Annotated in this window: 22 protein-coding genes; 12 read left to right on the top strand and 10 right to left on the bottom strand. The window is 71.4% G+C overall.

Annotated elements, in window-relative coordinates; genetic code table 11:
• Positions 1 to 9: 9 nt before the first annotated feature.
• The 4 genes from ACIRRU_RS01550 to ACIRRU_RS01535 all read right to left on the bottom strand — a co-directional run bounded on the left by ACIRRU_RS01550 (position 10) and on the right by ACIRRU_RS01535 (position 2,678).
• A complete protein-coding gene (locus ACIRRU_RS01550; protein ID WP_403674767.1) occupies positions 10 to 486 on the bottom strand; it encodes a MarR family winged helix-turn-helix transcriptional regulator in 477 nt (158 codons plus the stop codon).
• 148 nt (positions 487 to 634) lie between these two features.
• Entirely contained in the window at positions 635 to 1,399 is a 765-nt protein-coding gene (locus ACIRRU_RS01545; RefSeq protein WP_403674765.1) for an AIM24 family protein, read from the bottom strand.
• A complete protein-coding gene (locus tag ACIRRU_RS01540; RefSeq protein ID WP_403674763.1) occupies positions 1,396 to 2,046 on the bottom strand; it encodes an AIM24 family protein in 651 nt (216 codons plus the stop codon). Before ACIRRU_RS01540 ends, ACIRRU_RS01545 begins: the two co-directional genes overlap by 4 nt.
• Entirely contained in the window at positions 2,046 to 2,678 is a 633-nt protein-coding gene (locus tag ACIRRU_RS01535; RefSeq protein WP_363201037.1) for an AIM24 family protein, read from the bottom strand. Before ACIRRU_RS01535 ends, ACIRRU_RS01540 begins: the two co-directional genes overlap by 1 nt.
• Positions 2,679 to 3,093: 415 nt before the next feature.
• On the opposite strand from ACIRRU_RS01535, the gene ACIRRU_RS01530 reads away from it, so the two are divergent.
• The 4 genes from ACIRRU_RS01530 to ACIRRU_RS01515 all read left to right on the top strand — a co-directional run bounded on the left by ACIRRU_RS01530 (position 3,094) and on the right by ACIRRU_RS01515 (position 7,681).
• Positions 3,094 to 3,444, top strand: coding sequence for a DUF3817 domain-containing protein (locus ACIRRU_RS01530; RefSeq protein ID WP_363200806.1), 351 nt, complete (start codon positions 3,094 to 3,096; stop codon positions 3,442 to 3,444).
• Positions 3,441 to 3,734, top strand: coding sequence for an MTH1187 family thiamine-binding protein (locus ACIRRU_RS01525; protein ID WP_363200805.1), 294 nt, complete (start codon positions 3,441 to 3,443; stop codon positions 3,732 to 3,734). Before ACIRRU_RS01530 ends, ACIRRU_RS01525 begins: the two co-directional genes overlap by 4 nt.
• 173 nt (positions 3,735 to 3,907) lie before the next feature.
• A complete protein-coding gene (locus ACIRRU_RS01520) occupies positions 3,908 to 5,722 on the top strand; it encodes a glycosyltransferase family 2 protein (RefSeq protein ID WP_403674761.1) in 1,815 nt (604 codons plus the stop codon).
• Between the two features lie 3 nt (positions 5,723 to 5,725).
• A complete protein-coding gene (locus tag ACIRRU_RS01515) occupies positions 5,726 to 7,681 on the top strand; it encodes a galactose oxidase-like domain-containing protein (protein WP_403674758.1) in 1,956 nt (651 codons plus the stop codon).
• A 12-nt stretch (positions 7,682 to 7,693) separates the two neighbouring features.
• Here the strand turns inward: ACIRRU_RS01515 and ACIRRU_RS01510 are convergent, their stop codons facing one another.
• The 3 genes from ACIRRU_RS01510 to ACIRRU_RS01500 all read right to left on the bottom strand — a co-directional run bounded on the left by ACIRRU_RS01510 (position 7,694) and on the right by ACIRRU_RS01500 (position 10,292).
• A complete protein-coding gene (locus tag ACIRRU_RS01510) occupies positions 7,694 to 7,981 on the bottom strand; it encodes a hypothetical protein (RefSeq protein ID WP_403674756.1) in 288 nt (95 codons plus the stop codon).
• A gap of 67 nt (positions 7,982 to 8,048) precedes the next feature.
• Positions 8,049 to 9,098 carry a glycoside hydrolase family 6 protein gene (locus tag ACIRRU_RS01505; protein WP_403674753.1) on the bottom strand — a complete coding sequence of 350 codons (1,050 nt, stop codon included), beginning with the start codon at positions 9,096 to 9,098 and terminating at the stop codon, positions 8,049 to 8,051.
• 210 nt (positions 9,099 to 9,308) lie between these two features.
• Positions 9,309 to 10,292, bottom strand: coding sequence for a DUF5937 family protein (locus tag ACIRRU_RS01500; RefSeq protein ID WP_403674752.1), 984 nt, complete (start codon positions 10,290 to 10,292; stop codon positions 9,309 to 9,311).
• 87 nt (positions 10,293 to 10,379) lie between these two features.
• Between ACIRRU_RS01500 and ACIRRU_RS01495 the strand changes: the two genes are divergently transcribed.
• From ACIRRU_RS01495 to ACIRRU_RS01480, 4 genes are all read left to right on the top strand, one after another.
• A complete protein-coding gene (locus tag ACIRRU_RS01495; RefSeq protein WP_403674749.1) occupies positions 10,380 to 11,774 on the top strand; it encodes an MFS transporter in 1,395 nt (464 codons plus the stop codon).
• Between the two features lie 10 nt (positions 11,775 to 11,784).
• A complete protein-coding gene (locus tag ACIRRU_RS01490) occupies positions 11,785 to 12,294 on the top strand; it encodes a MarR family winged helix-turn-helix transcriptional regulator (protein WP_403674746.1) in 510 nt (169 codons plus the stop codon).
• A 64-nt stretch (positions 12,295 to 12,358) separates the two neighbouring features.
• On the top strand, positions 12,359 to 12,685 hold the full coding sequence (locus ACIRRU_RS01485) for a DUF3817 domain-containing protein (RefSeq protein ID WP_363200796.1): 327 nt from the start codon (positions 12,359 to 12,361) through the stop codon (positions 12,683 to 12,685).
• Between the two features lie 86 nt (positions 12,686 to 12,771).
• Positions 12,772 to 14,472, top strand: coding sequence for a methylmalonyl-CoA mutase family protein (locus ACIRRU_RS01480; RefSeq protein ID WP_363200795.1), 1,701 nt, complete (start codon positions 12,772 to 12,774; stop codon positions 14,470 to 14,472).
• Between the two features lie 55 nt (positions 14,473 to 14,527).
• Here ACIRRU_RS01480 and ACIRRU_RS01475 read toward each other — a convergent pair whose 3' ends face one another.
• The gene (locus ACIRRU_RS01475; protein WP_403674743.1) at positions 14,528 to 16,429 is read right to left on the bottom strand and encodes a glycoside hydrolase family 5 protein; all 1,902 of its coding nucleotides are present in this window, start codon (positions 16,427 to 16,429) and stop codon (positions 14,528 to 14,530) included.
• A 66-nt stretch (positions 16,430 to 16,495) separates the two neighbouring features.
• Positions 16,496 to 17,122: a TetR/AcrR family transcriptional regulator gene (locus ACIRRU_RS01470; RefSeq protein ID WP_363200793.1), complete on the bottom strand. Its 627-nt coding sequence runs from the start codon at positions 17,120 to 17,122 to the stop codon at positions 16,496 to 16,498.
• Between the two features lie 435 nt (positions 17,123 to 17,557).
• Here ACIRRU_RS01470 and ACIRRU_RS01465 point away from each other — a divergent pair, with 435 nt between their 5' ends.
• The 4 genes from ACIRRU_RS01465 to ACIRRU_RS01450 all read left to right on the top strand — a co-directional run bounded on the left by ACIRRU_RS01465 (position 17,558) and on the right by ACIRRU_RS01450 (position 21,939).
• Complete coding sequence (locus ACIRRU_RS01465; protein ID WP_403674740.1) at positions 17,558 to 18,526, top strand: tetratricopeptide repeat protein; 969 nt, start codon at positions 17,558 to 17,560, stop codon at positions 18,524 to 18,526.
• Between the two features lie 652 nt (positions 18,527 to 19,178).
• A complete protein-coding gene (locus tag ACIRRU_RS01460; protein ID WP_403674738.1) occupies positions 19,179 to 19,832 on the top strand; it encodes a DUF6230 family protein in 654 nt (217 codons plus the stop codon).
• Between the two features lie 156 nt (positions 19,833 to 19,988).
• Entirely contained in the window at positions 19,989 to 20,537 is a 549-nt protein-coding gene (locus tag ACIRRU_RS01455; protein WP_403674736.1) for a DUF6114 domain-containing protein, read from the top strand.
• On the top strand, positions 20,527 to 21,939 hold the full coding sequence (locus ACIRRU_RS01450; RefSeq protein WP_403674733.1) for a hypothetical protein: 1,413 nt from the start codon (positions 20,527 to 20,529) through the stop codon (positions 21,937 to 21,939). Before ACIRRU_RS01455 ends, ACIRRU_RS01450 begins: the two co-directional genes overlap by 11 nt.
• Positions 21,940 to 22,042: 103 nt before the next feature.
• Here ACIRRU_RS01450 and pyk read toward each other — a convergent pair whose 3' ends face one another.
• A complete protein-coding gene (gene pyk, locus ACIRRU_RS01445) occupies positions 22,043 to 23,470 on the bottom strand; it encodes a pyruvate kinase (RefSeq protein ID WP_403674730.1) in 1,428 nt (475 codons plus the stop codon).
• Positions 23,471 to 23,485 lie beyond the last annotated feature (15 nt).

Raw genomic sequence — 23,485 nt, 5'->3', positions numbered from 1 at the left:
CCCGTCCGGCTACGCCTTGGCGCGCTTGCCCCGCAGATGCTCCGCGATCGGGGTGAGGGCGGCGTGCAGCTCGGCGAGGGCTTCGGGGGACAGCAGGTCGATGAAGTGCTGCCGCACCGAGGCGACGTGGTGCGGGGCGACCTCGCGCATGGTCTGCGCGCCGTGGTCGGTGAGGACGGCGAACAGGCCGCGGCGGTCCGACTCGCAGTGCGTACGGCGCACCAGGCCGGCGGTCTCCATCCGGGTGATCTGGTGCGAGAGCCGGCTCTTGGACTGGAGCGTGGCGGCGGCGAGGTCGCTCATCCGCATCCGCTGGTCGTCCGACTCGGAGAGGTTGACCAGGATCTCGTAGTCGTTCATGGTCAGGCCGAACGGCTGGAGGTCCTTCTCCAGCTGGTGGGTCAGCAGCCTGCTGACGTCCAGGTGGGTGCGCCAGGCGCACTGCTCCGCGTCGCTCAGCCAGCGGGTGTCCGTCTCGGTCTCCATATATGCATTCTACCTAAGAAGTTGAAAGCCGAACGAAATGGATGGGTGTGACGACGGGCACGCGGACCCGCTTACGCGGCGACGGGCCCGCCCGCAAGCACCGACAGCTGCGCGCAGACGTTCGACGTCACACTCCGCAGCCTACCGCTCACAAACCGAAGCGACGCTGGAGGTCCCCCAGCTGGCCGGGCATCCTGGGTCCGGCACCGGGTTGACCCCCGCCGCCCGGAACCCCCTGGGCGTCCGGCACCACCCCGGTCGCCTGCTCCGCCATCAGCGCCTCGCTGGACTGCAACAGCACGGTGCCCGCCCCGACGAACTCGAACTGGTGCTCCTCGCCCGACGTCCCGCCGATCCCCGTCAGCGACCGGATCCCGCCCATCACACCCGTCATGTACCCGTGGTCGTAGTGGTGGCAGGGCGAGGGGCAGTCGGCCCACCCCACCAGCGCCTGCGGATCGACCCGCAGCGGCGGCTCCATGAACACCACCGGACCGTTCGACGCGGCCACGAACTTCCCCGTGCCGATCAGCGTCACGAACCCGGGCACGATCGACTGCTTGAGCGCGAGCGACGGATCGAACGCCAGCAGGTTCCCCGAGCGGATCGTCAGGTTCCCCTCGTCCAGGTCGAAGGAGTTCACGTCGAAGGCCCGGTCCGCCAGCAGCATCTTCCCGCTGCCCTCGGCCACCACCCAGTCGCTCGCGTGCAGCGGCGAGTGGAAGCTGGAGCGCACCAGCCGGTCGAACCGGCCGTGCCCGATGCCGTCGAAGCTGATCTGCCCGTAGTAGGCGATCATCTTCCCCTTCTGGAGGAACCAGCGGCTTCCCGTGAGCTCCACGCAGAAGGTGTAGGAGTTGACGTTGTCGTCGGACGGCAGCGTCATCGGATCGAAGACCACGGGCGTGCTCACAGCTTCTCCTCCGATGCCTGGACGTACACCGCGCCGCTCCCGCTCAGCTCCAGCTGGAACGCCTCGCCGGAACCGCGCCCCACCATGTCCCGCCAGCCCAGCGCGGTGGAGAGCTTGTTCGTCACGTTGCCGTGGTGGGCGACGTAGGCCTGCGGGTCCACCCGGATCTCCCGGCCGGGGCCGATCGGCAGCTCGATCACCCCGCCGTGCGCCATCACCGCGACCGCGCCGTGCCCCTGGAGCGTGGTGGTGAACAGGCCCTGGCCGGTGACCTGGCCGCGCACCATGCCCATCACCCCGCCCTGCGAGCCCATGAACATGGTGCCCTGCTGGAGGGTCCCGTCGAACGCGAGAAGGCGGTCGGCCTCCACGTACAGGGTGTCGCCGGACAGGTTGATCACCTGGATGTGGTGGCCGCCGTGGCCGAACATCACCGTGCCCGAGCCCTCCACCGTCATCAGCGGTGTCGCCTCGCCCGCCACCCGCCGGCCGATCATCGAGGCGAGGCCGCCCTGACCGCCCTGGATGTTCGGGGTGAAGGACACCTCGCCCCGGTAGGCGAGCATCGCGCCGCGCTGGCTGAACAGCTTCTGGCCCGGGGCCACCGTGGCCTCGACCATCTTGGAGTTGATCTCCCGGAACGGCATCAGACATCGCCCCCGACCGTGTTGCGCTCGCTCGGCTGGACGTAGACCAGCCCCTCGCCCTCGAAGCGCATCTGGAACGCCTCGCCCGAGCCCTCGCCCATCAGCGTCCGGAAGTTCACCCCGCTCTGGAGCTGCTGGCGCAGGTCGCCCTGGTGGGCGATGTAGGCCCCGGGGTCGACCGTCAGCGGATACTGCCGGGACACCCGCAGCAGTACCGCCGCTCCGTCCGACATGATCGCCGCCTGCCCGGTGCCCTCCACCGTGGTGGTGAAGAGCCCGTTGCCGCCGGCCCCGCCGCGCAGCCCGGTGAACGTCGTGCCCGTGCGCAGCCCGGCGTCGGTGGCCAGCAGGTTGCTCGCCTCCACGTAGAGCTTGTCGCCGTGCAGGGAGACCAGGTTGATCTCGCTAGCCCGGTCCGCGAAGTAGCAGGTGCCCTGCCCGGAGACCTCCATCACGGTCATCTGCTCGCCGGTGAGACGGCGGGTCACCATGCCCCGCAGTCCCTCGCCGCCGCCGCTCATCTTCTTGAAGGTCATCCGGCCGTCGTACGCGACCATCGAACCGTTCTTCGCCTTGACGGCATCGCCCGTCAGATCGACGGCGAGCGTCTTGCTGCCTTGGAGTCGGAACATCGCCACGGGACGACGGTAGCCGCCCGCCCGTCGCCCGGACCAGCTCCTACAGAACCGTTACGCCCTTAGGGCTGTCCCGTAATCCCTGGTGGGCGCACGACGACAGCTACGGCACCTCGCCGCGTTGTCGGAACGCCCGAATACATCCAGTATTCGGACGTCCCTCCGCCTTGCGATGCACCGCATCTGACGCCGCACGCTGATCCACCAGGGACTACGGGACAGCCCTTTGATGCTCCCCTGATGCACCCCCGGACCGGCCCTGATATGCGGCGATACGCGCGCCCGGCCGAGGGGAGGCCCCCGGCGGCCGGGGCGGCCGGGCGCGATGCCACAATGGGGGCGGCTTGTGCTCGCGTTCACAAGCCCGTACGGACCTTCCCGCCCACACGACCCCTCCCACGAAGGTGCCCCCGTGGACATCAAGACCGCCTCCGCCCTGCACCGGCTGCGCCTCATCTCGATTCCCGAGGCGCTCTCCTTCCCGGCCCTGATCCTCTTCGGCTCGGTCCTCAGCCGGGTCTCGGACATCGACTTCCTGATGATGCCGCTCGGCATGATCCACGGCATCCTCTTCGTGCTCTACGCCGTCTTCCTGCTGGACGTCTGGATGAAGGCGAAGTGGCCGCTGGGACGCGTCGCCCTCTTCTTCGTCCTGTCCCTGATCCCCTTCGGCGGGCTGTACGGCGACAAGCTCCTCAAGAAGTACGAGGCCGACGGTGTCATCGCCGCCCGCGCCCGCCGCGAAGGCACGGTCAGCGCATGATCGTCGCGTTCTCGGTCTCCCCGGTCGGCGTCGGTGAGGATGTCGGGGAGTACGTCGCCGACGCGGTGCGCGTGGTCCGCGAGTCCGGCCTGCCCAACCGCACCGATGCCATGTTCACCTCCGTCGAGGGAGAGTGGGACGAGGTCATGGACGTCGTCAAGCGCGCCGTCGCCGCCGTCGAGGCCCGCGCCGGCCGTGTCTCCCTGGTACTGAAGGCCGACATCCGGCCCGGCGTCACCGACGGCCTCACCTCCAAGGTCGAGACCGTGGAGCGTCACCTCGCCTCCTGACGACCCGTCCGCGCGGGCCCGTCCCGCGTTCACCCGATGAGCCCTCGGCGCCACACGGCCGGGGGCTTTTCCGGCGCCGGACGAAAAACCCCTCACTCGGACCTGCCAAGTCGACACGCCGCTGACCGTCCCCTTCTGTGGGGATATCAACCCGTTCGACAGTGGGAGGTACGGTGCGGTCGGAGGGCTACGACTACGACACCTACAGCCGGCTCGCGGGTCCGCTCACCGAGCCGGACCCGACGGGCTACCGCGTGCGGTACAAGAGCCTGCTCTCGACGGAGAAGCACCGAATAAGGGCCGTCCTGCTGATGACCCTCGCCCCGGTGCTCACCGGGGTCCTGCTGCTCTACCTGGTCTGGCCCACCCACTGGACCGAGCGGGAGAACGGCGAGAGCTGGCTCGTCGCCGCCGACACGGTGATGCTGGTGTCCATCGGCCTGATCGAGCTGTTCATGCTGGTCAACGTCGTCTCCATCGCCCACGCCACACTGGTGGCGCGCGACCCGGTCCCGGTGACGCCCGAGCCCGGCACCCGGGTCGCCTTCCTCACCACGTACGTCCCCGGCAAGGAACCGCTCGCCATGGTCCGCGCCACCCTCCGGGGCGCCGTGGAGATGACCCACTCCGGTCCGCTGGACGTCTGGCTGCTCGACGAGGGCGACGACCCCGGGGCCCGGACGCTCTGCGCCGAACTCGGGGTGCGCCACTTCACCCGGCGCGGGGTCCCCGAGTGGAACCGCGACAAGGGCGTCCACAAGGCGAGGACGAAGCACGGCAACTACAACGCTTGGATCGCCCTGCACGGCGGCGACTACGACTTCCTCGCCTCCGTCGACACCGACCACGTGCCCACGCCCAACTTCCTGGAACGGATGATGGGCTACTTCCGCGACCCGGACATCGCCTTCGTCGTCGGGCCGCAGGTCTACGGGAACTACGACACGGCCGTCACCAAGGCCGCCGAATCGCAGCAGTTCCTCTTCCACGCGCTGATCCAGCGCGCGGGCAACCGCTACGGCGCCCCCATGTTCGTCGGCACCAACAACGTCCTCCGCATCGCCGCGCTGCGCCAGGTCGGCGGGCTGTACGACTCGATCACCGAGGACATGGCCACCGGCTTCGAGATCCACCGCCGCCGCAACCCGCGCACCGGGCGGTTCTGGCGCTCGGTCTACACCCCCGACGTGCTGGCTGTCGGCGAGGGCCCCTCCTCCTGGACGGACTTCTTCACCCAGCAGCTGCGCTGGTCGCGGGGGACCTACGAGACGCTGTTCACGCAGTACTTCCGGATGCCGTTCCGGGTGCCGCCCGGCCGGATGCTCAGCTACTCGCTGATGCTCGTCTACTACCCGATGGCCGCGGTGAACTGGCTGCTCGGCATCCTCAGCTGTGTGCTGTTCCTCTGGTTCGGGGCGTCCGGCACCCAGGTCGCCGCCTCCGTCTGGCTGATGCTCTACAGCGACGCCGCCGCCCTCCAGATCGGCCTCTACCTCTGGAACCGCCGGCACAACGTCTCCCCGCACGAACCCGAGGGCTCCGGCGGGCTCGCCGGCATGGCCATGTCCGCGCTCTCCGCGCCGGTCTACCTCAAGTCGCTGGGCTCCGCCGTGCTGCGCACCGACGGCCGGTTCGTCGTCACCCCCAAGGGCGGCCGGACCTCCCCGGACCGGCTGTTCACCTTCCGTATCCACCTCTTCTGGGCGGCGGTCCTGCTGTCCTCGCTCGCCGCGTCCCTCTACCTCGACCACACCCACGCGGCGATGCGGACCTGGGCCGTCCTGGGCCTGGCGATATCGCTGGCCCCGGTCGCCGTCTGGGCCTGGACCGGCCGGCGGGAGCGGCGCGCCGCCGCCCCCGGCGGGATCCTCGCCCCGGCGCCCCCGCTGCCCGAACCGGCGTTCGCCACCACCGCCCCGGCCCCGTCGGTGCCCGCCACCACCGCGACGGCGGGCACCACCGCCACCACGACCGCAGGAGGGAACTGAGCCATGGCCTACCGGCCCTCGAAGAAGATGAAGAAGACAGTCCTGGGCGGCGGCGCGGTGGTGCTGCTCGCCGGGCTCAACGCCCCCGCCGCACTCTCCTTCGCCGAGGACAGGTACCACGCGTACAAGATCGACCAGCCCGGCTACAAGGCGGAGTACGGCTCCTGGGAGCGGGTGGACATCCCGGAGGACTACCGCACCAACGCCATCCACGCGGCGCTGCTGCACACCGGGAAGGTGCTGATCGTCGCGGGCTCCGGGAACGACGAGAAGCACTTCGACGAGGGCACCTTCGACACGGTGCTGTGGGACCCGGCCGAGAACACCTTCCAGAAGATCCCCACCCCGGAGGACTTCTTCTGCGGCGGCCACGCCCAGCTCCCCGACGGCCGCCTCCTCATCGCGGGCGGCACCGCACGCTACGAGGTGCTGGACGACAAGGTGCAGCGGGCCGGCGGCGGGATGCGGGTCAAGAACGAGAACCCGGACAAGCCGCTGAAGCTGAAGAAGGGCACGGTCTTCCGCTCGCCCTCCGGGGTCGAGTACGCCGCCAAGTTCGACGTCACCGTGCCCAGGGCGAAGCGCGAGTTCGATGTCACGTACTCCGAGAGCGGCCGGATGAAGCCGTGGAAGACGAAGGTGACCGCGGCGGAGCAGCGGGTCTTCGTGGAGGCGGTGGACGACGGCCCCGACGCGGTGGCGACCGACGCCGCCCAGTACGAGATCGTCGGCCTCAAGGGCAAGGAGGCGGACAACTCCTACGGCCTCGCCGAGAAGCTCACCATGGACAAGCAGGACTTCCAGGGGATCCGGGCCGCCTACGAGTTCGACCCGACGGCCGAGAAGTACATCCGGGTCGACCCGATGAAGGAGGCCCGCTGGTATCCCACGCTGGTCGGCCTGGCGGACGGCAGGGTGCTCTCCGTCTCGGGTCTCGACGACGTCGGCGCGATCCTGCCGGGCGACAACGAGATCTACGACCCGAAGACCAAGAAGTGGGGCAAGGGCCCGTTCCACTATTTCCCGACCTACCCGGCACTCTTCCTCACCAAGGGCGGCAAGCTCTTCTACCCGGGGGCCAACGCCGGTTACGGCCCGGCCGACAAGGGCCGCGAGCCCGGAATCTGGGACATCAAAAAGAACACCTTCACCAAGGTGCCCGGACTGACCGACACCGACCAGCTGGAGACGGCGGCCTCGCTGATGCTGCCGCCCGTGCAGGACCAGAAGGTGATGGTCCTCGGCGGCGGCGGGGTCGGCGAGTCCAGGCAGTCCACCGCCCGCACGGCCGTCATCGACCTCAAGCAGGACAGCCCGGCCTTCCGGCCCGGTCCCGACCTGCCGCAGGGCACGCGCTATCTGAACAGCGTGATCATGCCGGACGACACCGTCTTCACCAGCGGCGGTTCGCAGGACTACCGGGGCCGCGGGGCCAGCAACATCCTCAAGGCGCAGTCCTACGACCCGAGGAGCAACTCCTTCACGGAGGCGGCCGAGCCCACTGTGGGCCGCAACTACCACTCCGAGGCGCTCCTGCTGCCCGACGGGCGGGTCGCCACCTTCGGCTCCGACTCGCTCTACGGGGACAAGGACAACACCAAGCTCGGCAAGTTCGAGCAGCGCATGGAGGTCTACACCCCGCCCGCCCTGCACCGGGGCAAGGGCAAGCGCCCGGTGATCGGGGACGGCCCGAAGGACGCCGAGCGCGGCGCGACGGTCACCTTCGCGAGCGCCGACGCCGACCGGGTCGCCACCGCCCGGCTGATGCGGCCGAGCGCCGTCACCCACAGCACCGACGTGGAGCAGCGCTCCATCGAACTGGGCCTGAAGAAGGGCAAGGGGCGGCTGAGCGTGACGGTGCCGGACGACCCCACGCTGGTGCCGCCCGGCTGGTACATGCTCTTCGTCACCGACGCCGACGGTGTCCCCTCCGAGGCGAAGTGGGTCAAGGTCGGCTGAACGGGCCGGTGTTCAGGGGCTGGCCGGATCGACCCCGTAGCGCAGGGGCTCGCTCTCCACGTGCGGGTCGCGCCGGTAGACGAAGAGCGCGTCGACCCGCGCGCCGCCCGTCGGCCCCTCCGGCTCGCAGGGGTAGGTGACCTGGACGACGGCCGGGCGGCCGACGACCCGCAGCCGGGTCCCGTCCGCGGGGCCGCCGACGAGCAGGGCGCTCTCCGCCGCCGTCTCCGGTGTCATGGGTGATCCTGGTATGTGCCGCGGTCCTCGCTCGGCGGTGTCCGCCCTGGCTTCGTATCCCATGGCAACACTTTAAAGGTTGCGCAATCTTTGAACTGGATGCGGTACGGGCCGCCGGGCGCGGGACGGATCAGGTCTTCGCGCGCTTCGCCAGGCCGAGCGCGTACTCCGGCCACCACGCGCCCGCCCGCGGGCCGCCCCGGCAGGTGCCGTCGGACTCGCCCGGCCGCTTGATCCACAGGTAGGCGTCCAGCCGGTCGTCCCCGGTGTCCGTGGTCGGCGGGGTGCCGAGCCCCCGGCCCGGCGGGTTGCACCATGCCTCGTCGCGGCCCCCGGAGAGCGGCCCGTTGCCGTTGCGGCTGGTGTCGATCACGTAGTGCGCGTCGCCCACGGTGCCGGAGAGCAGCGCCGCGTACTCCTTGACGCTCTCGTTCGACTGGAAGTTGGAGACGTTCAGCGAGAAGCCGTCGGCTCCGTCGATGCCCGCCCGCTTCAGCGGCTCGCCGATCTTGGCGGGCTCCTTGATCCAGTCCGGGTTGCCCGCGTCGAGGTAGACCTTGGTGTTCGGCCGCGCCTTCAGCGCCTTCACCGCCTCGGAGAGCAACTGGTAGCGCTCGGCGTGGTGCTCGGGCGGGGTGCAGCCGTCCGCGATGTGGGGGAGCGCGTCGGGCTCCAGCACCACGGTCGCCGGGGCGTCCCCGACGGCGTCGGCGAACTCCCCGATCCAGGACCGGTAGGCGTCCGCGTCCTTGGCGCCGCCGGCGGAGTAGAGCCCGCAGTCACGGTGCGGGATGTTGTACGCGACGAGCAGGACCGTCTTCCCGGTGCGCGCCGCGGACCTGGCGGCGGCCCGGATCTGCGGGGCCGGGTCGTCCCACGCGGGCCAGGCGGCCACCGGGCGGTCGGCGATCCGGCGCAGCATCTTCGCGTCGGCCTCCCGGCCCTCCCGCTCCCAGGCCCGCACCTGGCGGGCCGCGTCGCTGTCCGGGTCGACCCAGTACGGGGACGCGGCGCCCGGAGCGGGTTCGCCGCGGACGGACCCGTGGGTCTCCTCGGCGGTCCGGGTGACACGCGGCTCCGGCGTCGAGCAGCCCGCGGTGAGCGCGGCCGCCACGGCGATGGCGGACAGGGCGGGAGCGGTACGGGGGAGAGCGCGGGGGACGATTCTGCGGCCGGACATCCAGACCCCTCGGACGGCGGTGACTCACGGATTCGGAACACGGCGAAGCACGGGTGCGGATCGCCGCTGGACACGGTGACGGAACACGGCGAAGCGCGGGTGCGGAACGCGCGTGCGAGAAGGGCGAAACGCGGTCAATCGTGACATGACGCTCACCGCCCGTCGCGGTGCGACACCGCCCCTGATCCGTACGGCCGCCTCGCGCGCGGCTCAGTCGGCGGCGGCCAGGGCGATTCCCAGCGGGGTGCGCTCGTAGAGCACCTGGTGCCCGTACCGCCGCGAGGTCAGCAGTCCCGCCCCGCGCAGCACGGACAGATGCGCCGAGACGGACGAGGGGGCCAGGTCCAGCAACCGGGCCAGGGTGCTCGTGCCCGCCGGTTCGTCCAGCGCGCACAGCACGTCGGCGCGGACCCGGCCCAGCAGCCGGGCGAGGGTCTCCGGCGTCCGCTCACCGGCCTCGCTCCACAGTCCGCCGATCCCGCGCGCCGGATAGATCAGTCCGGGCTGCCACGGCTCCAGGTGGCCGCCCACCACCTCGGGCCAGACGAAGACGCTCGGCATCAGCACCAGGCCCTGCCCGCCCAGGACCTGTTCGTGGTCGCCGCGCGTCCCCTTCACGGTGAGCGTCGAGCCGTTCCAGCTCAACTGGGCGCTCACCTCGCCCAGCAGCCGCTCCAGCCCGCTGTCCGCGAGCCGCCGCGAGTGGTAGGCGATGTCCGCCTCCAGCAGGGCCCGTAGCCGGGGCCAGTACGGCTCGATCAGCACCTGCCAGGCCCGCTCCAGCAGACCGGCCAGCTCGTGGACGGCCCGCGCCGGATCGGCCAGCAGGCGTCGGCCCGTCACCGACTCCCGGGCGCCGGGCCGTTCCGACAGGGCCAGCTCCATGTCGGCGCGCGCCACCTCCGGGTCGACCGCCCGGACCCCCGCGATCTCCTCCTCGAAGGAGGCGAACGGGCCGGTCGGCGGCGGGCAGATGAAGTCCGGGTTGTGGCCGCCGTCCGGCATCAGCAGCCACAGCGGTTCGAGGTCGAGCGCCGCGGCCCCCTCCCGGATGTGCCGCAGCCAGGGCAGGTGGTAGCCGTGCCGGTGGCGGCGGGCCAGGGTGCGGACGGCCTCCTGGGTCTCGAACAGCGGCGAGAGCGCGAACCGGCAGCGCAGCAGGTCGCTCTCGTCGAAGTGGAACTGGAACGGCACGCCGTCGCCCTCCCGTGACCGGCCGCGGAGATTCGGCCCCAGCCGAAAGTCTACGGGTGCGGTGCGTCCCGGGCCCACGCTCGTCCCATGCCGAACGACAGCCCCGCGCCGCACGACGCCCCCGCCCCGAACGACAGCCCCACGCCGCACGACGCCCCCGCCCCGGCCGGTCCGGCCGTCCCCGGCGTCCTGCCCGCCCCCGCTCCCGGGGCCCTGGCGGGCGCCGCCCCGCGCGGCTACCGCGCCGTGTTCGCCGTCAGGGAGTTCCGGGCCGTCTTCGCCGCGCACCTGCTCTCGCTGCTCGGCGTCGTCGTCAGCGAACTGGCGCTCACCGTGCTCGTCTACGACCTCACCGGCTCCCCGCTGCTCAGCGCGCTGACGTTCGCGCTGGGGCTGCTCCCGTACCTGATCGGCGGCACCCTGTTCGCCGGGGTCGCCGACCGCTACCCGGCCCGCCGGGTCCTGGTCGTCTGCGACCTGCTCTGCGCCGCCTGCGTCGCCGTGATGCTGGTGCCCGCCACCCCGGTCGCCGGGCTCCTCGCCCTGCGCTGTCTGGTCGCGGCGATCGCCCCCGTCTTCACCGGGACCCGGATGGCCGCCCTCACCGACATCCTGGGCGAGGGCGACCTCTACGTCCTCGGCCGCTCCCTGCTGCGGATCGTCTCGCAGAGCGCCATGCTCATCGGCTTCGGCGCCGGCGGGGTGCTGCTGACCGTGGTCTCCCCGCGCGGGGCGATCGCCGTCACCGTGGTGACCTTCCTCTGCTCGGCCGCCCTGCTCCGCTTCGGCACCCGTGACCGCCCGGCCCGGGGCGGTGGCGGTGGCGGTGGCTCCACGCTGCTCCGGGAGTCGTTGTCCGGGGCCCGCCTGGTGCTGGGCGACCGCCGCATCCGTGCCCTGCTGCTGCTGTTCTGGCTGCCCCCGATGTTCGTGGTGGCCCCGGAGGCGCTGGCCGCCCCGTACGCCGACGCGATCGGGGCCTCGCCCGCCGCTCTGGGGCTGCTGCTCTGCGCGATGGCCGTCGGGCACATCGGGGCCGAGCTGTACGTCGGGTCCGCGCTCAGCTCCCGTAACCGCTCCCGGATCGTCCTCCCGGTCGCCGCCCTCGGGCTGCTGCCGCTCGTCGGGTACGCGGTCCTCCCCGGGCTGCCGCTGGCCCTGGTCCTCCTCGCGCTGGCGGGGGCGGGCGCGGCGTACGTCATCGGGCTCGACCAGTGGTTCGTCGCCGCCGTGCCCCAGGAGCTGCGCGGCCGGGCGATGACGCTGCTCACCGCCGGGCTGATGACCGTCCAGGGCCTCGGCATGGCGCTGGCGGGGCTCGCGGCGGAGTTCTTCCCGGTGCACCAGGTGGTCGCCGGATCCGGAATCATCGGTACCGTCTGCACGCTGCTTCTCGTCGCCGAGGTCCGCGGGACGGACCCCGCACGGGCGTCCGGTACCGATGGGCGAGACGGGGCTGACCGGCATGTGACCAGTCGGTAAGGTCGTGGCCGTGTCCAAGCCGCTCAGCCTTCCCTTCGACCCCATCGCCCGCGCCGATGAACTCTGGCGGCAGCGCTGGGGTCCGGTGCCCTCGATGGGGGCGATCACCTCGATCATGCGGGCCCAGCAGATCCTGCTCGCCGAGGTCGACGCCGTCGTCAAGCCGTACGGGCTGACCTTCGCGCGGTACGAGGCGCTGGTGCTGCTCACCTTCTCCAAGGCGGGCGAGCTGCCGATGTCCAAGATCGGCGAGCGGCTGATGGTGCACCCCACGTCGGTCACCAACACCGTGGACCGGCTGGTGAGGTCCGGGCTGGTCGCCAAGCGCCCCAACCCCAACGACGGCCGCGGCACGCTCGCCTCCATCACCGGCAAGGGGCGCGAGGTCGTGGAGGCCGCCACCCGGGACCTGGTCGCGGTCGACTTCGGGCTCGGGGTCTACGACGCCGAGGAGTGCGCCGAGATCTTCGCCCTGCTGCGGCCGCTGCGGGTGGCCGCCCAGGACTTCGAGGAGAAGTGAGCGCGCGTCTCCCGTGAGGGGCCCGCCCGAAGATCGCCCCGGGCGCCCGGCTACGCTCGATGCCATGAAACAGAACGTGCTCACCCGCTACCGGGTGATGGCTTACGTCACCGCCGTCTGGCTGCTCGTCTTCACCGTGGCGATCATCGCGAAGTACGGCTTCGAGACCGGCGACACCATGCTGATCTCCCAGATCCACGGCGTGCTGTTCATCGTCTACGTCGTCTTCGCCTTCGACCTCGGCTCCAAGGCGAAGTGGCCGTTCGGCAAGCTGCTGTGGGTGCTGGCCGCGGGCTGCATCCCCTTCGCCTCGTTCTTCGTCGAACCGAAGGTGAGCCGCGAGGCCAGGGAACTGATCGACGCGACCGCTCCGGCGCCCGCGAAAGCCTGATCGGCACGGCACTCCCACCGCCCCGCGCGAAGCGCCGGGCGGTTTGCCATCGACAGGTACTAGGACGTCCTAGTAAATTCGACGGTATGGACGCTGACGCGATCGAGGAGGGCCGCCTCCGCTGGCAGGCCCGCTACGACAAGGCCCGCAAGCGCGACGCCGACTTCACCACGCTCTCCGGGGACCCGGTCGAGCCGGTCTACGGGCCCCGCCCCGGCGACGCGTACGACGGGTTCGAGCGGATCGGCTGGCCGGGGGAGTACCCCTTCACCCGCGGACTGCACGCCACCGGCTACCGGGGCCGGACCTGGACCATCCGCCAGTTCGCCGGGTTCGGCAACGCCGAGCAGACCAACGAGCGCTACAAGATGATCCTCGCCGCGGGCGGCGGCGGGCTCAGCGTCGCCTTCGACATGCCCACCCTCATGGGCCGCGACTCCGACGACCCCCGCTCGCTCGGCGAGGTCGGGCACTGCGGGGTCGCCATCGACTCCGCCGCCGACATGGAGATCCTCTTCGGGGACATCCCGCTCGGTGACGTCACGACGTCCATGACCATCAGCGGCCCCGCCGTTCCGGTCTTCTGCATGTACCTGGTCGCCGCCGAGCGGCAGGGCGTCGACCCCGGCGTCCTCAACGGCACGCTCCAGACGGACATCTTCAAGGAGTACATCGCGCAGAAGGAGTGGCTCTTCCAGCCCGAGCCCCACCTGCGCCTCATCGGCGACCTGATGGAGCACTGCGCCGCCGCCATCCCCGCCTACAAGCCGCTCTCCGTCTCCGGCTACCACATCCGCGAGGCCGGGGCGACGGCCGCCCAGGAGCTGGCGTACACCCTCGCCGACGGCTTCGGCTACGTGGAGCTGGGCCTGTCGCGCGGGCTGGACGTCGACACCTTCGCCCCCGGGCTCTCCTTCTTCTTCGACGCGCACCTCGACTTCTTCGAGGAGATCGCCAAGTTCCGCGCCGCCCGCCGCATCTGGGCCCGCTGGATGAAGGAGACGTACGGCGCGCGGACCGACAAGGCCCAGTGGCTGCGCTTCCACACCCAGACCGCCGGGGTCTCCCTCACCGCGCAGCAGCCGTACAACAACGTCGTCCGCACGGCGGTCGAAGCGCTCTCCGCAGTCCTCGGCGGCACCAACTCGCTCCACACCAACGCCCTGGACGAGACCCTCGCGCTCCCCTCCGAGCAGGCCGCCGAGATCGCCCTGCGCACCCAGCAGGTGCTGATGGAGGAGACCGGCGTCGCCAACGTCGCGGACCCGCTGGGCGGCTCCTGGTACGTGGAGCAGCTCACCGACCGCATCGAGGCCGAGGCCGAGAAGATCTTCGAGCAGATCAAGGAGCGTGGCACCCGCGCCCACCCCGACGGGCAGCACCCCGTCGGGCCCATCACCTCCGGCATCCTGCGCGGCATCGAGGACGGCTGGTTCACCGGCGAGATCGCCGAGTCCGCCTTCCAGTACCAGCGGGCCCTGGAGAAGGGCGACAAGCGGGTCGTCGGCGTCAACGTCCACCACGGTTCGGTCACCGGCGACCTGGAGATCCTCCGGGTCAGCCACGAGGTCGAGCGCGACCAGGTCGGCCGCCTCGCCGACCGCAGGGCCGCCCGCGACGACGCCAGGGTCACCACCGCCCTGGACGCGATGCTGGCGGCCGCCCGCGACGGTTCCAACATGATCGCGCCGATGCTGGAGGCGGTACGGGCCGAGGCCACGCTCGGCGAGATCTGCGGCGTCCTGCGCGACGAATGGGGCGTCTACACCGAGCCGCCGGGCTTCTGAGGACGTGCGGCCGGGACGTGGAAACGCCCCGGCCACCCGGCCCGACCCGGCCTCCTCAGCCGGGCAGCCGACGGCAGTACAGCGCGTCCGGGGTGCCGCCGCGGCCGAGCGCCGTGGAGAAGGCGATCCCCGCCGCGTACTCGTCGGCCCGGCACTGCGCCTTGTGCTGGCCCGTGGCGTAGTCCCCGCCCTCCCCGGAGGCCGGGCGGCTGTCTCCCCGGTCGTCCCACAGGGTGCGGCCCTCCCCGGCGAGCGCGACCCGGGCGGGGGAGCACAGCACCGCCGACACCCGGTCGCCGCGCACGCTGTAGCCGGTCATGAACTGCCCCTGCGCGCACTGGTACTTGGTGAACCCCCGGGCCCAGTCCGTGGTGACGCCCGCCTCCGAGGCGACCTTGGCGAGCGCCCCGGGGGCCCCGAGTCCGACGACCCCGGCGTCGGTGCACAGTCCGCCCTGCCCGCGCCGGCTGATGCCGATGAGGCGCTGGTCGTCCGGGCAGGTCAGCTTCCGCGCCCCGGGGTCCCAGTCCGCCGCCGCCCGCAGGGAGCGGTTGGCGTCGGCGTGGGTGCCCTTCAGCATCGACCAGGTCCGCACCGGCTCCACCACCCCCTGCCGCCCCGGCGCGGTGGTCAGCGCCCGCCAGGCGGTGGAGCGCCAGTCGTCGGGCTCCAGGACGCTGCGCCGCTCGCCGTTGCCGTCGTAGCGGACCAGGCCCCACTGGTTGCCCCGGTCGTTCTCGTGGAAGCCGACGACGGGCCAGTAGGCGAAGTCGAGATCGTGCTCGACCAGGAAGTCCGCGGTGGTGGTGAACCACGCGCGGTCCTTGGCGTCGGCGTCCTTCGCCACCCCGAACTCGCTGATCCAGACGGGCGCGGTGAAGTGCCGGTCCGGGGTGTCGGCCACATAGGCGGAGCTGCGGTGCATCTCGGCGAACAGCTCCGTCCGGCTCAGGTCGCGGTAGCGCGGGTCGCTGGTCTCGCCGATCCCGGTCGCGCCGCTGTGCCGGGGGCCGGTGTACCCGTAGTAGTGGGCGGCGTAGACGAGCTTGTGCGAGCGGACCAGCGTGTGCGACAGCTCCGCCACCGGCTTGAGGTGGGGGCGGTCGCGCCAGAAGCCGTCCACCGGGATCCCGGCCCAGTTGATGCCCTCGATCATGATGAGCAGATCGGGGTTGGCGTCGTTGAGGATGCGGTCGCCCGCGCGCTGTGCGGCGGCGGCCCAGTCGTGCGCGTCCCCGCGCCCCCAGTTGGGGTCGTCCCACACGTCACGGCGGACCTCGTTGCGCAGATCCGCCCCCACCACGCGGGGGTTGGAGCGGTAGCGCCCGGCCAGCAGCACCCAGTCCTCGATCCACTCCTCGGTGCTCTGGCCGCTGTTCCAGCGCTCGCTGCCGTCCACCCCGCAGCACCAACGGGTCGCGGTGCTGTGGTTGTTGAGGATGACCGCGAGTCCGGCGTCCGTCAGCGCCTCGACCGCCCGGTCGAAGACCTCCAGCGGACGCAGGCCGTTCAGTCCCGGATTGGCGGTCAGCCCGGAGACCGGGCGGGTGTCGTCGACCATCTGGTTGGAGAAGGGCAGCCGAACGCTGTTGAGCCCCAACTCTTGGAAATCGGCGATGATCTGATCCATCGGCACCCGGTCGAGCCCGAGCGGCGCGCGGTGCCCCACCTCGCCCGCGTGGTTGGCCGCCGGGTCGTCCTCCGCGCCCGAGCCGTTCCAGGTGCCGCTGGAGCCGTGCCAGTTGCCGGACCTGAGCTTGAAGCGGCGGCCGTCCGCGTCCACGACGTACCGGCCCCGGGTGCTCAGGGGCGGAGTCCAGCCGGGCGCCGCGTCCGGCCCCGCCGCGGCGGCGGGCCCGGGGTGGCCGGGGCGCCCGGGGAGCGCGGCGGCCGGGGTGGGGGAGAGCAGCGCTCCGGTCAGCAGCAGGACGAGCGGGGCCAGTAAGCGCGTACGCACGAGGCGACTCCTCTGGTCGGAAGGATGGGCCCTCAGGCCCTTCATGCCACACCTGAGGTGTCCCTGTCACGCAGTCTGCGCGCCCGACAGACCCAGCAGCAGCAGTGAGGTGAAGCCGCTCGCCCACTCGCTGTCCACCGGCTCCGCGCTCACCAGCGTGCGGTGCACCACCGCACCGGCGATCACGTCGAAGATCAGGTCCGCGTTGCGGGTCGCCGTCGAGTCGTCGTCCTCGTAGCGCAGTTCGCCGCGGGCCTGGGCGCGTTCCCGGCCGAGCAGCACCAGCCGCTTCTGCCGGTCCACGATCGCCGAGCGGATCCGGTGGCGCAGCGAGTCGTCGCGGGTGGACTCGGCGACCACCGCCATCAGCGCGGTCCGGGTCTCCGGCCGGTTCAGCAGCGCGGCGAACTGGAGCACCACCCCCTGCACATCGGCCGCCAGGCTGCCCCGGTCGGGCAGCTCCAGCTCGTCGAAGAGCACCGCCACCGCGTCCACGACCAGCTCGTTCTTGCCCGCCCAGCGCCGGTAGAGGGTCGTCTTGGCGACCCCGGCCCGGCTCGCCACATCGCCCATGGTCAGCTTCGACCAGCCGAGATCGACCAGGGACGCCCGGGTCGCCTCCAGGATCGCCGCATCGGCCGCGGGGCTCCGCGGGCGGCCGGTCCGGGCCGCTCCGGTGTCGCTGTCGCTCATGATGCGGTGACCATACCGGCCGGTAGGGAGAACCGTTCCGCCCCGGCATCCGTGAGACAGATCACCGGGATCACCTGTGCCGACGGCCCGGTCGGCAGTTACGCTACGACCCGTAGCGGAAGGAGGCGGAGCGATCCGCCGCCGGACGTCACGACGAGCGACAGCCACCAGGACCCTCGGCGAGGGTCCTGGCGCCGGGTGGGGACCCGGTGCCGCACGGACCGGCCGGATGGGGATCCGGCGGGTCCACCCCGGACCTCTGGGAGGACCGGGCGCTCCCACCGGGTCTTTCGCGGACCCGGTCGTTCCACCGGGTCTTTCAGGGGCCCTGGGACCGTTCCGTTCCGCAGCCCCGTCAACCGGCCGGGGCCGCGGAACGGCCGGTTCCCGCACTCGCTTTTCCGCAACGGCGTGCTCAGGGGGGAGGATGTACGTATGCAGCCTAGGAACATGTCCATGAGCGGCGTCGTCGACCTCGCCGCTGTCAAGGCGGCCGGCGAGGCCAAGGCCAAGGCGGAGCAGGCCCGCGCGGAGGCCGCCCGTACCGGAGGCACCGGCGCCGTCACGCCCGCCGCCCTGGTGATCGACGTCGACGAAGCAGGCTTCGAGCGCGATGTCCTCCAGCGCTCCGCCGAGGTCCCCGTCGTCATCGACTTCTGGGCCGAGTGGTGCGAGCCGTGCAAGCAGCTGGGCCCCCTGCTGGAGCGCCTGGCCGTCGAGTACAACGGCCGCTTCCTGCTGGCCAAGGTCGACGTCGACGCCAACCAGATGCTGATGCAGCAGTTCGGCATCCAGGGCATCCCGGCGGTCTTCGCCGTCGTCGCCGGGCAGGCCCTCCCGCTCTTCCAGGGCGCCGCCCCCGAGGCCCAGATCCGCGAGACGCTGGACCAGCTGATCCAGGTCGGCGAGGAGCGGTTCGGCCTCACCGGGATCACCGTCGACCCCGACGCCTCCGCCGAGGCCGCCCCGGCGCAGGTCCCTGCCGGGCCCTACGACCACCTGCTGGAGGCCGCCGCCTCGGCGCTCGACGCCAACGACTTCGGCGGCGCGGTCCAGGCGTACAAGAACGTCCTCGCCGACGACCCGGGCAACCCGGAGGCCAAGCTGGGCCTGGCCCAGGCCGAACTGCTGGGCCGGGTGCAGAGCATGGACCCGCAGGCGGTCCGCAAGGACGCCGCGGAGCGGCCGGACGATGTGAACGCCCAGATCGCCGCCGCCGATCTGGACCTGGTCGGCGGTCATGTCGAGGACGCCTTCGGCCGGCTCGTCGAGGCGGTCCGCCGCACCGCGGGCGACGACCGGAACGCCGCCCGGCTCCGGCTGCTGGAGCTCTTCGAGGTGATCGGTCCGGAGGACCCGCGGGTCACCGCGGCGCGCACCTCCCTCGCCCGCGTCCTGTTCTGACGCACGGACTTCCCCCGGCGTTTCTCCGGCTATCGCCCCGACGCGCCATGACGGCCGCACCCTGTCACGGACGGTGCGGCCGTCTTGGCGTACCAGCTCCGATATCCCTCACGGAAAGCCTTCGCTTTACCAAAAATTGATAAAAGGACGAACTGTTACTCGCAGTAAGGCGGGTTGGTTGTTCTGTCCGCTTTCCGGGATTTTCCCGCCTTTTGGATGTCCCTTTCGTTCCACCCTGCGTCGCCGTGCGACGCCGCTTTGTCGCGCCTCGGTTATCGGCCCGTTACTAGCCGGTAACGACCCCCCTTGTGTCAGCGCCGTGAATGCACCACGATCGGCCACGCTCGGTCCAATACCTTCCGCCCGGCCTCCAGCCGGAGCCCGAGGGCCTGTTGGGTCCCCGCCGAGTGGGTCGGCGGCAGTGGCGCCGACCGCGGACAGGGGGGTTCCCGCCGACCGGCGGGGCCTGTCCGGCCGGCCGTGCGGAACGCGCGGCCAGTGGTCAGTCGCTCGGGGGTGAACGCCGGTGGAACGGATACGGGACACGTCTCCGTACGCGGGCGCTCTTCTTCCCGAGGACGTAGCACTTCTCCCATCCCAGGACGGGCACGACGCCCGGCCGGAGATGTACGTCCGAGAAGAAGGAGCAAGTATGAGTTCCCAGGTTCGCGGTGGGACGAGATGGAAGCGATTCGCTCTGGTCATGGTGCCGAGCGTCGTCGCCACGGCGGCGGTGGGCGTCGGTCTCGCGCAGGGCGCGCTCGCCGCGTCCTTCAGCGTGTCCGGTCAGAGCTTCAAGGTCCGCACCGACCGGCTCGTCGGTGAGGACTTCGTCCAGTACGGCAGCGTCGCGGTCGGCAAGGACCTCAACGGCAAGGACGCCGCGCACCCGGTGGCGGTGTCGGGCTTCAGCAAGGCCACCATCACCAACATGTGCCAGTCGGTGGTGACGCCGAACCTGCCGTTCGGCCTCGGCAGCGTCAGCCTGAACCTGAGCGCCGGTACGGACCCGGACAGGCCGGTCGAGGCGACCAACCTGTACCTGGATGTCGCCCAGCTCGACGCGGACGCCCAGTTCGACAACATCGACATCGGTGTCGCGGCGGGCTCCCTCAAGAAGCCGGGCAAGCCCGGGAGCATAGGCATCCAGCCTGGTACCCAGGCCAAGGAGGAGGGCTTCGCGCAGCGCGCCGACAAGGCCGTGCTCACCGACGTGGAGCAGACGGCGTGGGCGACCACCGCCGGCACCTTCAAGCTCAGCAACCTGAGCCTGAAGCTGCACAAGGGCGTCAAGGAGTGCTTCTAGGGCCCTTCGCCCGGAGCGGGCCCGATCGATCCGCGGCCTGATCCGGGCGGGAGGCCTCAGGCTCTCGCCCGGGTGACCGGAACGGCCTCGCCGGGCTCTCCGGTCACCCACCCTTTCTCTTCTCACGGCAGTACCGGTTCCAGGGAGCTGTTTTCCATGAGCCCCGAGTCCACAGGGCAGAACGAGCACCACATCGGCGTCCTTCGGCGACGCTTCCGCGCCTGGCGGGGAAACCGGCCTTTCTGGGCGGGCCTGTTCACCATCCTGGGCGGTCTTCCCATCGCCTACTTCCCCTACGCCAGCCTCAAGCTCGGCAATATGACCCTGGCCATGTCCACCACGGCCGGCGCCGGATCCCTGATCATCGGCGTCCTGCTGGTCACCCTGGGCCTGACCATGTGGTTCCACCACATCGTCCGGGTGTTCGCGGGCGTCGCGGCCATCCTGCTCGCGCTGGTGTCCATACCCGTCGCCAACATCGGCGGCTTCGTCATCGGCTTCCTCTTCTCCCTCGTCGGCGGAGCCCTGTCCATCTCCTGGGCCCCGGGCGAGCCGGAGGACGCCGACGGCACCCCGCCCGCCGAGCGGACGCACGAGGAGCACTCCGCGGACGCGCTCCACGGCCCGGTGACCGTCCCCCAGCAGCAGGGCGCCGCCTTCGGCACGGCGGCCGACGCGGACGGGGGGAGCCATCGTGCGGGGTGACGAGGGACAGCAGACGAACGCGTACCCCGGCGACGGTCTCCGCGAGCGCAGGGGCCCCCGCCACGCGGCCCCCCGCAAGTCGCTGCTCACCAAGCTCAACCTGCCCGGCGGCAAGAAGGCGCTGGCCCTCGCCGCGATGCCCACCGCCGTCTTCGTCGGCATGGGGCTGACGCCCAAGCTCGCCCTGGCCGACGGCCGCGCCGACATCCCCTTCGCCCCGGGCCCCTGCGTGACCCGGTCCGACGAGCCGAGCGCGTCCGCGTCGCCCGGGGCCACCCCGTCGCCGTCCGCCACGGCACAGGACGACGGCAAGGACCAGGGCGGGAAGCCGGACCCGGAAGGCACGCCGTCCACGGACGAGGCGGCCACCCCGAAGCCCTCGGCGAGCGGGTCGGCCGGGACGCCCGCCCCCGCCGGGGCCGGGACGGGCGACGCGCGGCCCGGCGCGGGGGCGGACGGGACGGCCCGGCCCGCCGGGAAGCCCACCGCCTCGCCGACGCCCACCCCGTCGAAGAACCCGCTCGACCCGCTCGGCCTCGGCGACGCCCTCAAGGACCTCTTCGACGGCCCGGACAAGAGCAAGAACAAGGACGGGACCGGCGAGAAGGACGAGGCCGGGACCGGGGCCGGGGAGAAGCCGGAGGCGTCCGCCAGCCCCTCCCCGAGCCCCACGGCCGGCAAGCCCAAGCCCCCGGAGAAGGACACGGCGGGAGACCCGGCGAAGGACACGGCCAAAGACCCGGCGAAGGACACGAGCGAGGACCCGGCCAAGGACGAGGCCGACCCGAGGGCCGACGCCATCCGCGAGGCGGCGAAGAAGGCGGGCGAGGACGTCGAGGAGCTCGACGAGGACGCCAGGGGACTCGACCCCAAGGAGGACGAGGACATCCCGGACGGCGCCAAGCCGCGCTTCCCCTGTCCGGAGGCCGACCCCCAGGCGCTCGCCGCCGCCGAGCTGGAGCCCGGCATCCCGCTGCTCCCGAGCGAGCCGTGGACCCTGGAGTCGACGCTGCTCACGCTGAGCGGCCTGGACTACCAGGGCATCGTCGAGGTGAGGAAGGCGGACGGCAGCGTCAAGAAGGTGCTGAAGTTCACCGCGAGCTCCATCGACATCAAGGACCTGCACCAGCTGACGGTCGGCCCGGCGGGCACCACGGGTCACGTGACGTCGCGTCCCGGCTCCACCTCGACGATCCGGAACGGCGAGGTGACGATGTACACGGAGGAGCTGAAGGGCAACCTCTTCGGCCTCATCCCGATCACCTTCAGCCCCAGCACCCCGCCGCCGCTGAACGTCCCCTTCGCCTTCTTCACCAAGGTGAAGGTGGTCCAGGCAGGCCAGTTCGGCGGCACGCTCACCGTGCCCGGACTGAAGAACTACCTCGAAGGCGGCAACGGCTAGCCGCCCCCCGCGACCCGGTCCGGGAGCCGCACGCGGCGGTGGCCCGCACCCCCTGTCGGGAGGGGGTGCGGGCCACCGTCGTCCGGGCGGGCGTGCCGCCGCGTCAGTTCCCCTCGCCGCCCAGGTGGTGCACCCGCACCATGTTGGTGGTGCCGGGGACGCCGGGGGGCGAACCGGCGGTGATGACCATCGTGTCGCCGGTGGTGTAGCGGTTGAGCTTCAGCAGCTCCGCGTCGACCAGGTCGACCATGGCGTCGGTGTTGTCCGCGTGCGGGACGACGTGCGACTCGACGCCCCAGCTCAGCGCGAGCTGGTTGCGGGTGGCCTCGTCGGTGGTGAAGGCCAGGATCGGCTGGGCCGTGCGATAGCGGGAGAGGCGGCGGGCGGTGTCGCCGGACTGGGTGAAGGCGACCAGCGCCTTGCCGTCCAGGAAGTCCGCGATCTCACAGGCCGCACGGGCCACCGAACCGCCCTGGGTACGGGGCTTCTTGCCCTGGACCAGCGGCTGGAGGCCCTTGGAGAGCAGCTCCTCCTCGGCGGCGCAGACGATCTTCGACATCGTCTTGACCGTCTCGATCGGATACGCGCCCACCGAGGACTCGGCCGACAGCATGACCGCGTCCGCCCCGTCCAGGATCGCGTTGGCGACGTCGGACGCCTCGGCGCGGGTCGGGCGGGAGTTGGTGATCATCGACTCCATCATCTGGGTCGCCACGATCACCGGCTTGGCGTTGCGCCGGCACAGCTCCACCAGGCGCTTCTGCACCATGGGGACCTTTTCCAGCGGGTATTCGACGGCCAGGTCGCCACGGGCCACCATCACCCCGTCGAACGCGGCGACGACGCCCTCCATGTGCTCGACCGCCTGCGGCTTCTCCACCTTGGCGATGACGGGGACCCGGCGGCCCTCCTCGTCCATCACCTTGTGGACGTCCTTGACGTCGTTCGCGTCCCGGACGAAGGAGAGCGCGACCAGGTCGCAGCCCATCCGCAGCGCGAAGCGCAGGTCCTCGACGTCCTTCCCGGACAGGGCCGGGACGTTCACGGCCGCACCGGGGAGGTTGATGCCCTTGTGGTCGGAGATGACACCGCCCTCGATGACGATGGTCCGCACCCGGGGCCCCTCGACCGCGACGACCTTCAGCTCGACGTTGCCGTCGTTGATCAGGATCGGGTCGCCCTTGACGACGTCGCCGGGCAGACCCTTGTAGGTCGTGCCGCAGATCGACTTGTCGCCCGGCACGTCCTCGGAGGTGATGGTGAACTCGTCCCCGCGGACCAGCTCGACCGGGCCCTCGGCGAACTTCGCCAGCCGGATCTTCGGACCCTGGAGGTCGGCGAGCACGCCCACCGCGCGGCCGGTCTCGGCGGCCGCCCTGCGGACACGGTCGTAACGGCCCTGGTGTTCCTCGTGGGTGCCGTGGCTGAAGTTGAAACGGGCCACGCTCATGCCGGCCTCGATCAGAGCGACGAGCTGCTCGTGGGAGTCGACGGCGGGACCGAGGGTACAGACGATTTTGGAACGGCGCATGAGGCGGATCCTATC

The organism is Streptomyces sp. NPDC101181, assembly GCF_044767975.1.
Classification (GTDB): Bacteria; Actinomycetota; Actinomycetes; order Streptomycetales; family Streptomycetaceae; genus Streptomyces.
Note: the sequence above shows the minus strand (reverse complement) of the source record. Positions and strands in the feature narration are given on the sequence as shown.

Excerpts from the sequence above, each read along its gene's own strand:
- ACIRRU_RS01480 (WP_363200795.1), top strand. The coding sequence starts at position 12,772 with ATGGACGCTGACGCGATCGAGGAGGGCCGCCTCCGCTGGCAGGCCCGC.
- ACIRRU_RS01535 (WP_363201037.1), bottom strand. The coding sequence starts at position 2,678 with ATGTTCCGACTCCAAGGCAGCAAGACGCTCGCCGTCGATCTGACGGGC.
- ACIRRU_RS01465 (WP_403674740.1), top strand. The coding sequence starts at position 17,558 with ATGCAGCCTAGGAACATGTCCATGAGCGGCGTCGTCGACCTCGCCGCT.
- ACIRRU_RS01525 (WP_363200805.1), top strand. The coding sequence starts at position 3,441 with ATGATCGTCGCGTTCTCGGTCTCCCCGGTCGGCGTCGGTGAGGATGTC.
- ACIRRU_RS01515 (WP_403674758.1), top strand. The coding sequence starts at position 5,726 with ATGGCCTACCGGCCCTCGAAGAAGATGAAGAAGACAGTCCTGGGCGGC.
- ACIRRU_RS01505 (WP_403674753.1), bottom strand. The coding sequence starts at position 9,098 with ATGTCCGGCCGCAGAATCGTCCCCCGCGCTCTCCCCCGTACCGCTCCC.
- ACIRRU_RS01460 (WP_403674738.1), top strand. The coding sequence starts at position 19,179 with ATGAGTTCCCAGGTTCGCGGTGGGACGAGATGGAAGCGATTCGCTCTG.
- ACIRRU_RS01485 (WP_363200796.1), top strand. The coding sequence starts at position 12,359 with ATGAAACAGAACGTGCTCACCCGCTACCGGGTGATGGCTTACGTCACC.
- ACIRRU_RS01550 (WP_403674767.1), bottom strand. The coding sequence starts at position 486 with ATGGAGACCGAGACGGACACCCGCTGGCTGAGCGACGCGGAGCAGTGC.
- ACIRRU_RS01540 (WP_403674763.1), bottom strand. The coding sequence starts at position 2,046 with ATGCCGTTCCGGGAGATCAACTCCAAGATGGTCGAGGCCACGGTGGCC.
- ACIRRU_RS01470 (WP_363200793.1), bottom strand. The coding sequence starts at position 17,122 with ATGAGCGACAGCGACACCGGAGCGGCCCGGACCGGCCGCCCGCGGAGC.
- ACIRRU_RS01495 (WP_403674749.1), top strand. The coding sequence starts at position 10,380 with ATGCCGAACGACAGCCCCGCGCCGCACGACGCCCCCGCCCCGAACGAC.
- ACIRRU_RS01510 (WP_403674756.1), bottom strand. The coding sequence starts at position 7,981 with ATGGGATACGAAGCCAGGGCGGACACCGCCGAGCGAGGACCGCGGCAC.
- pyk (WP_403674730.1), bottom strand. The coding sequence starts at position 23,470 with ATGCGCCGTTCCAAAATCGTCTGTACCCTCGGTCCCGCCGTCGACTCC.
- ACIRRU_RS01455 (WP_403674736.1), top strand. The coding sequence starts at position 19,989 with ATGAGCCCCGAGTCCACAGGGCAGAACGAGCACCACATCGGCGTCCTT.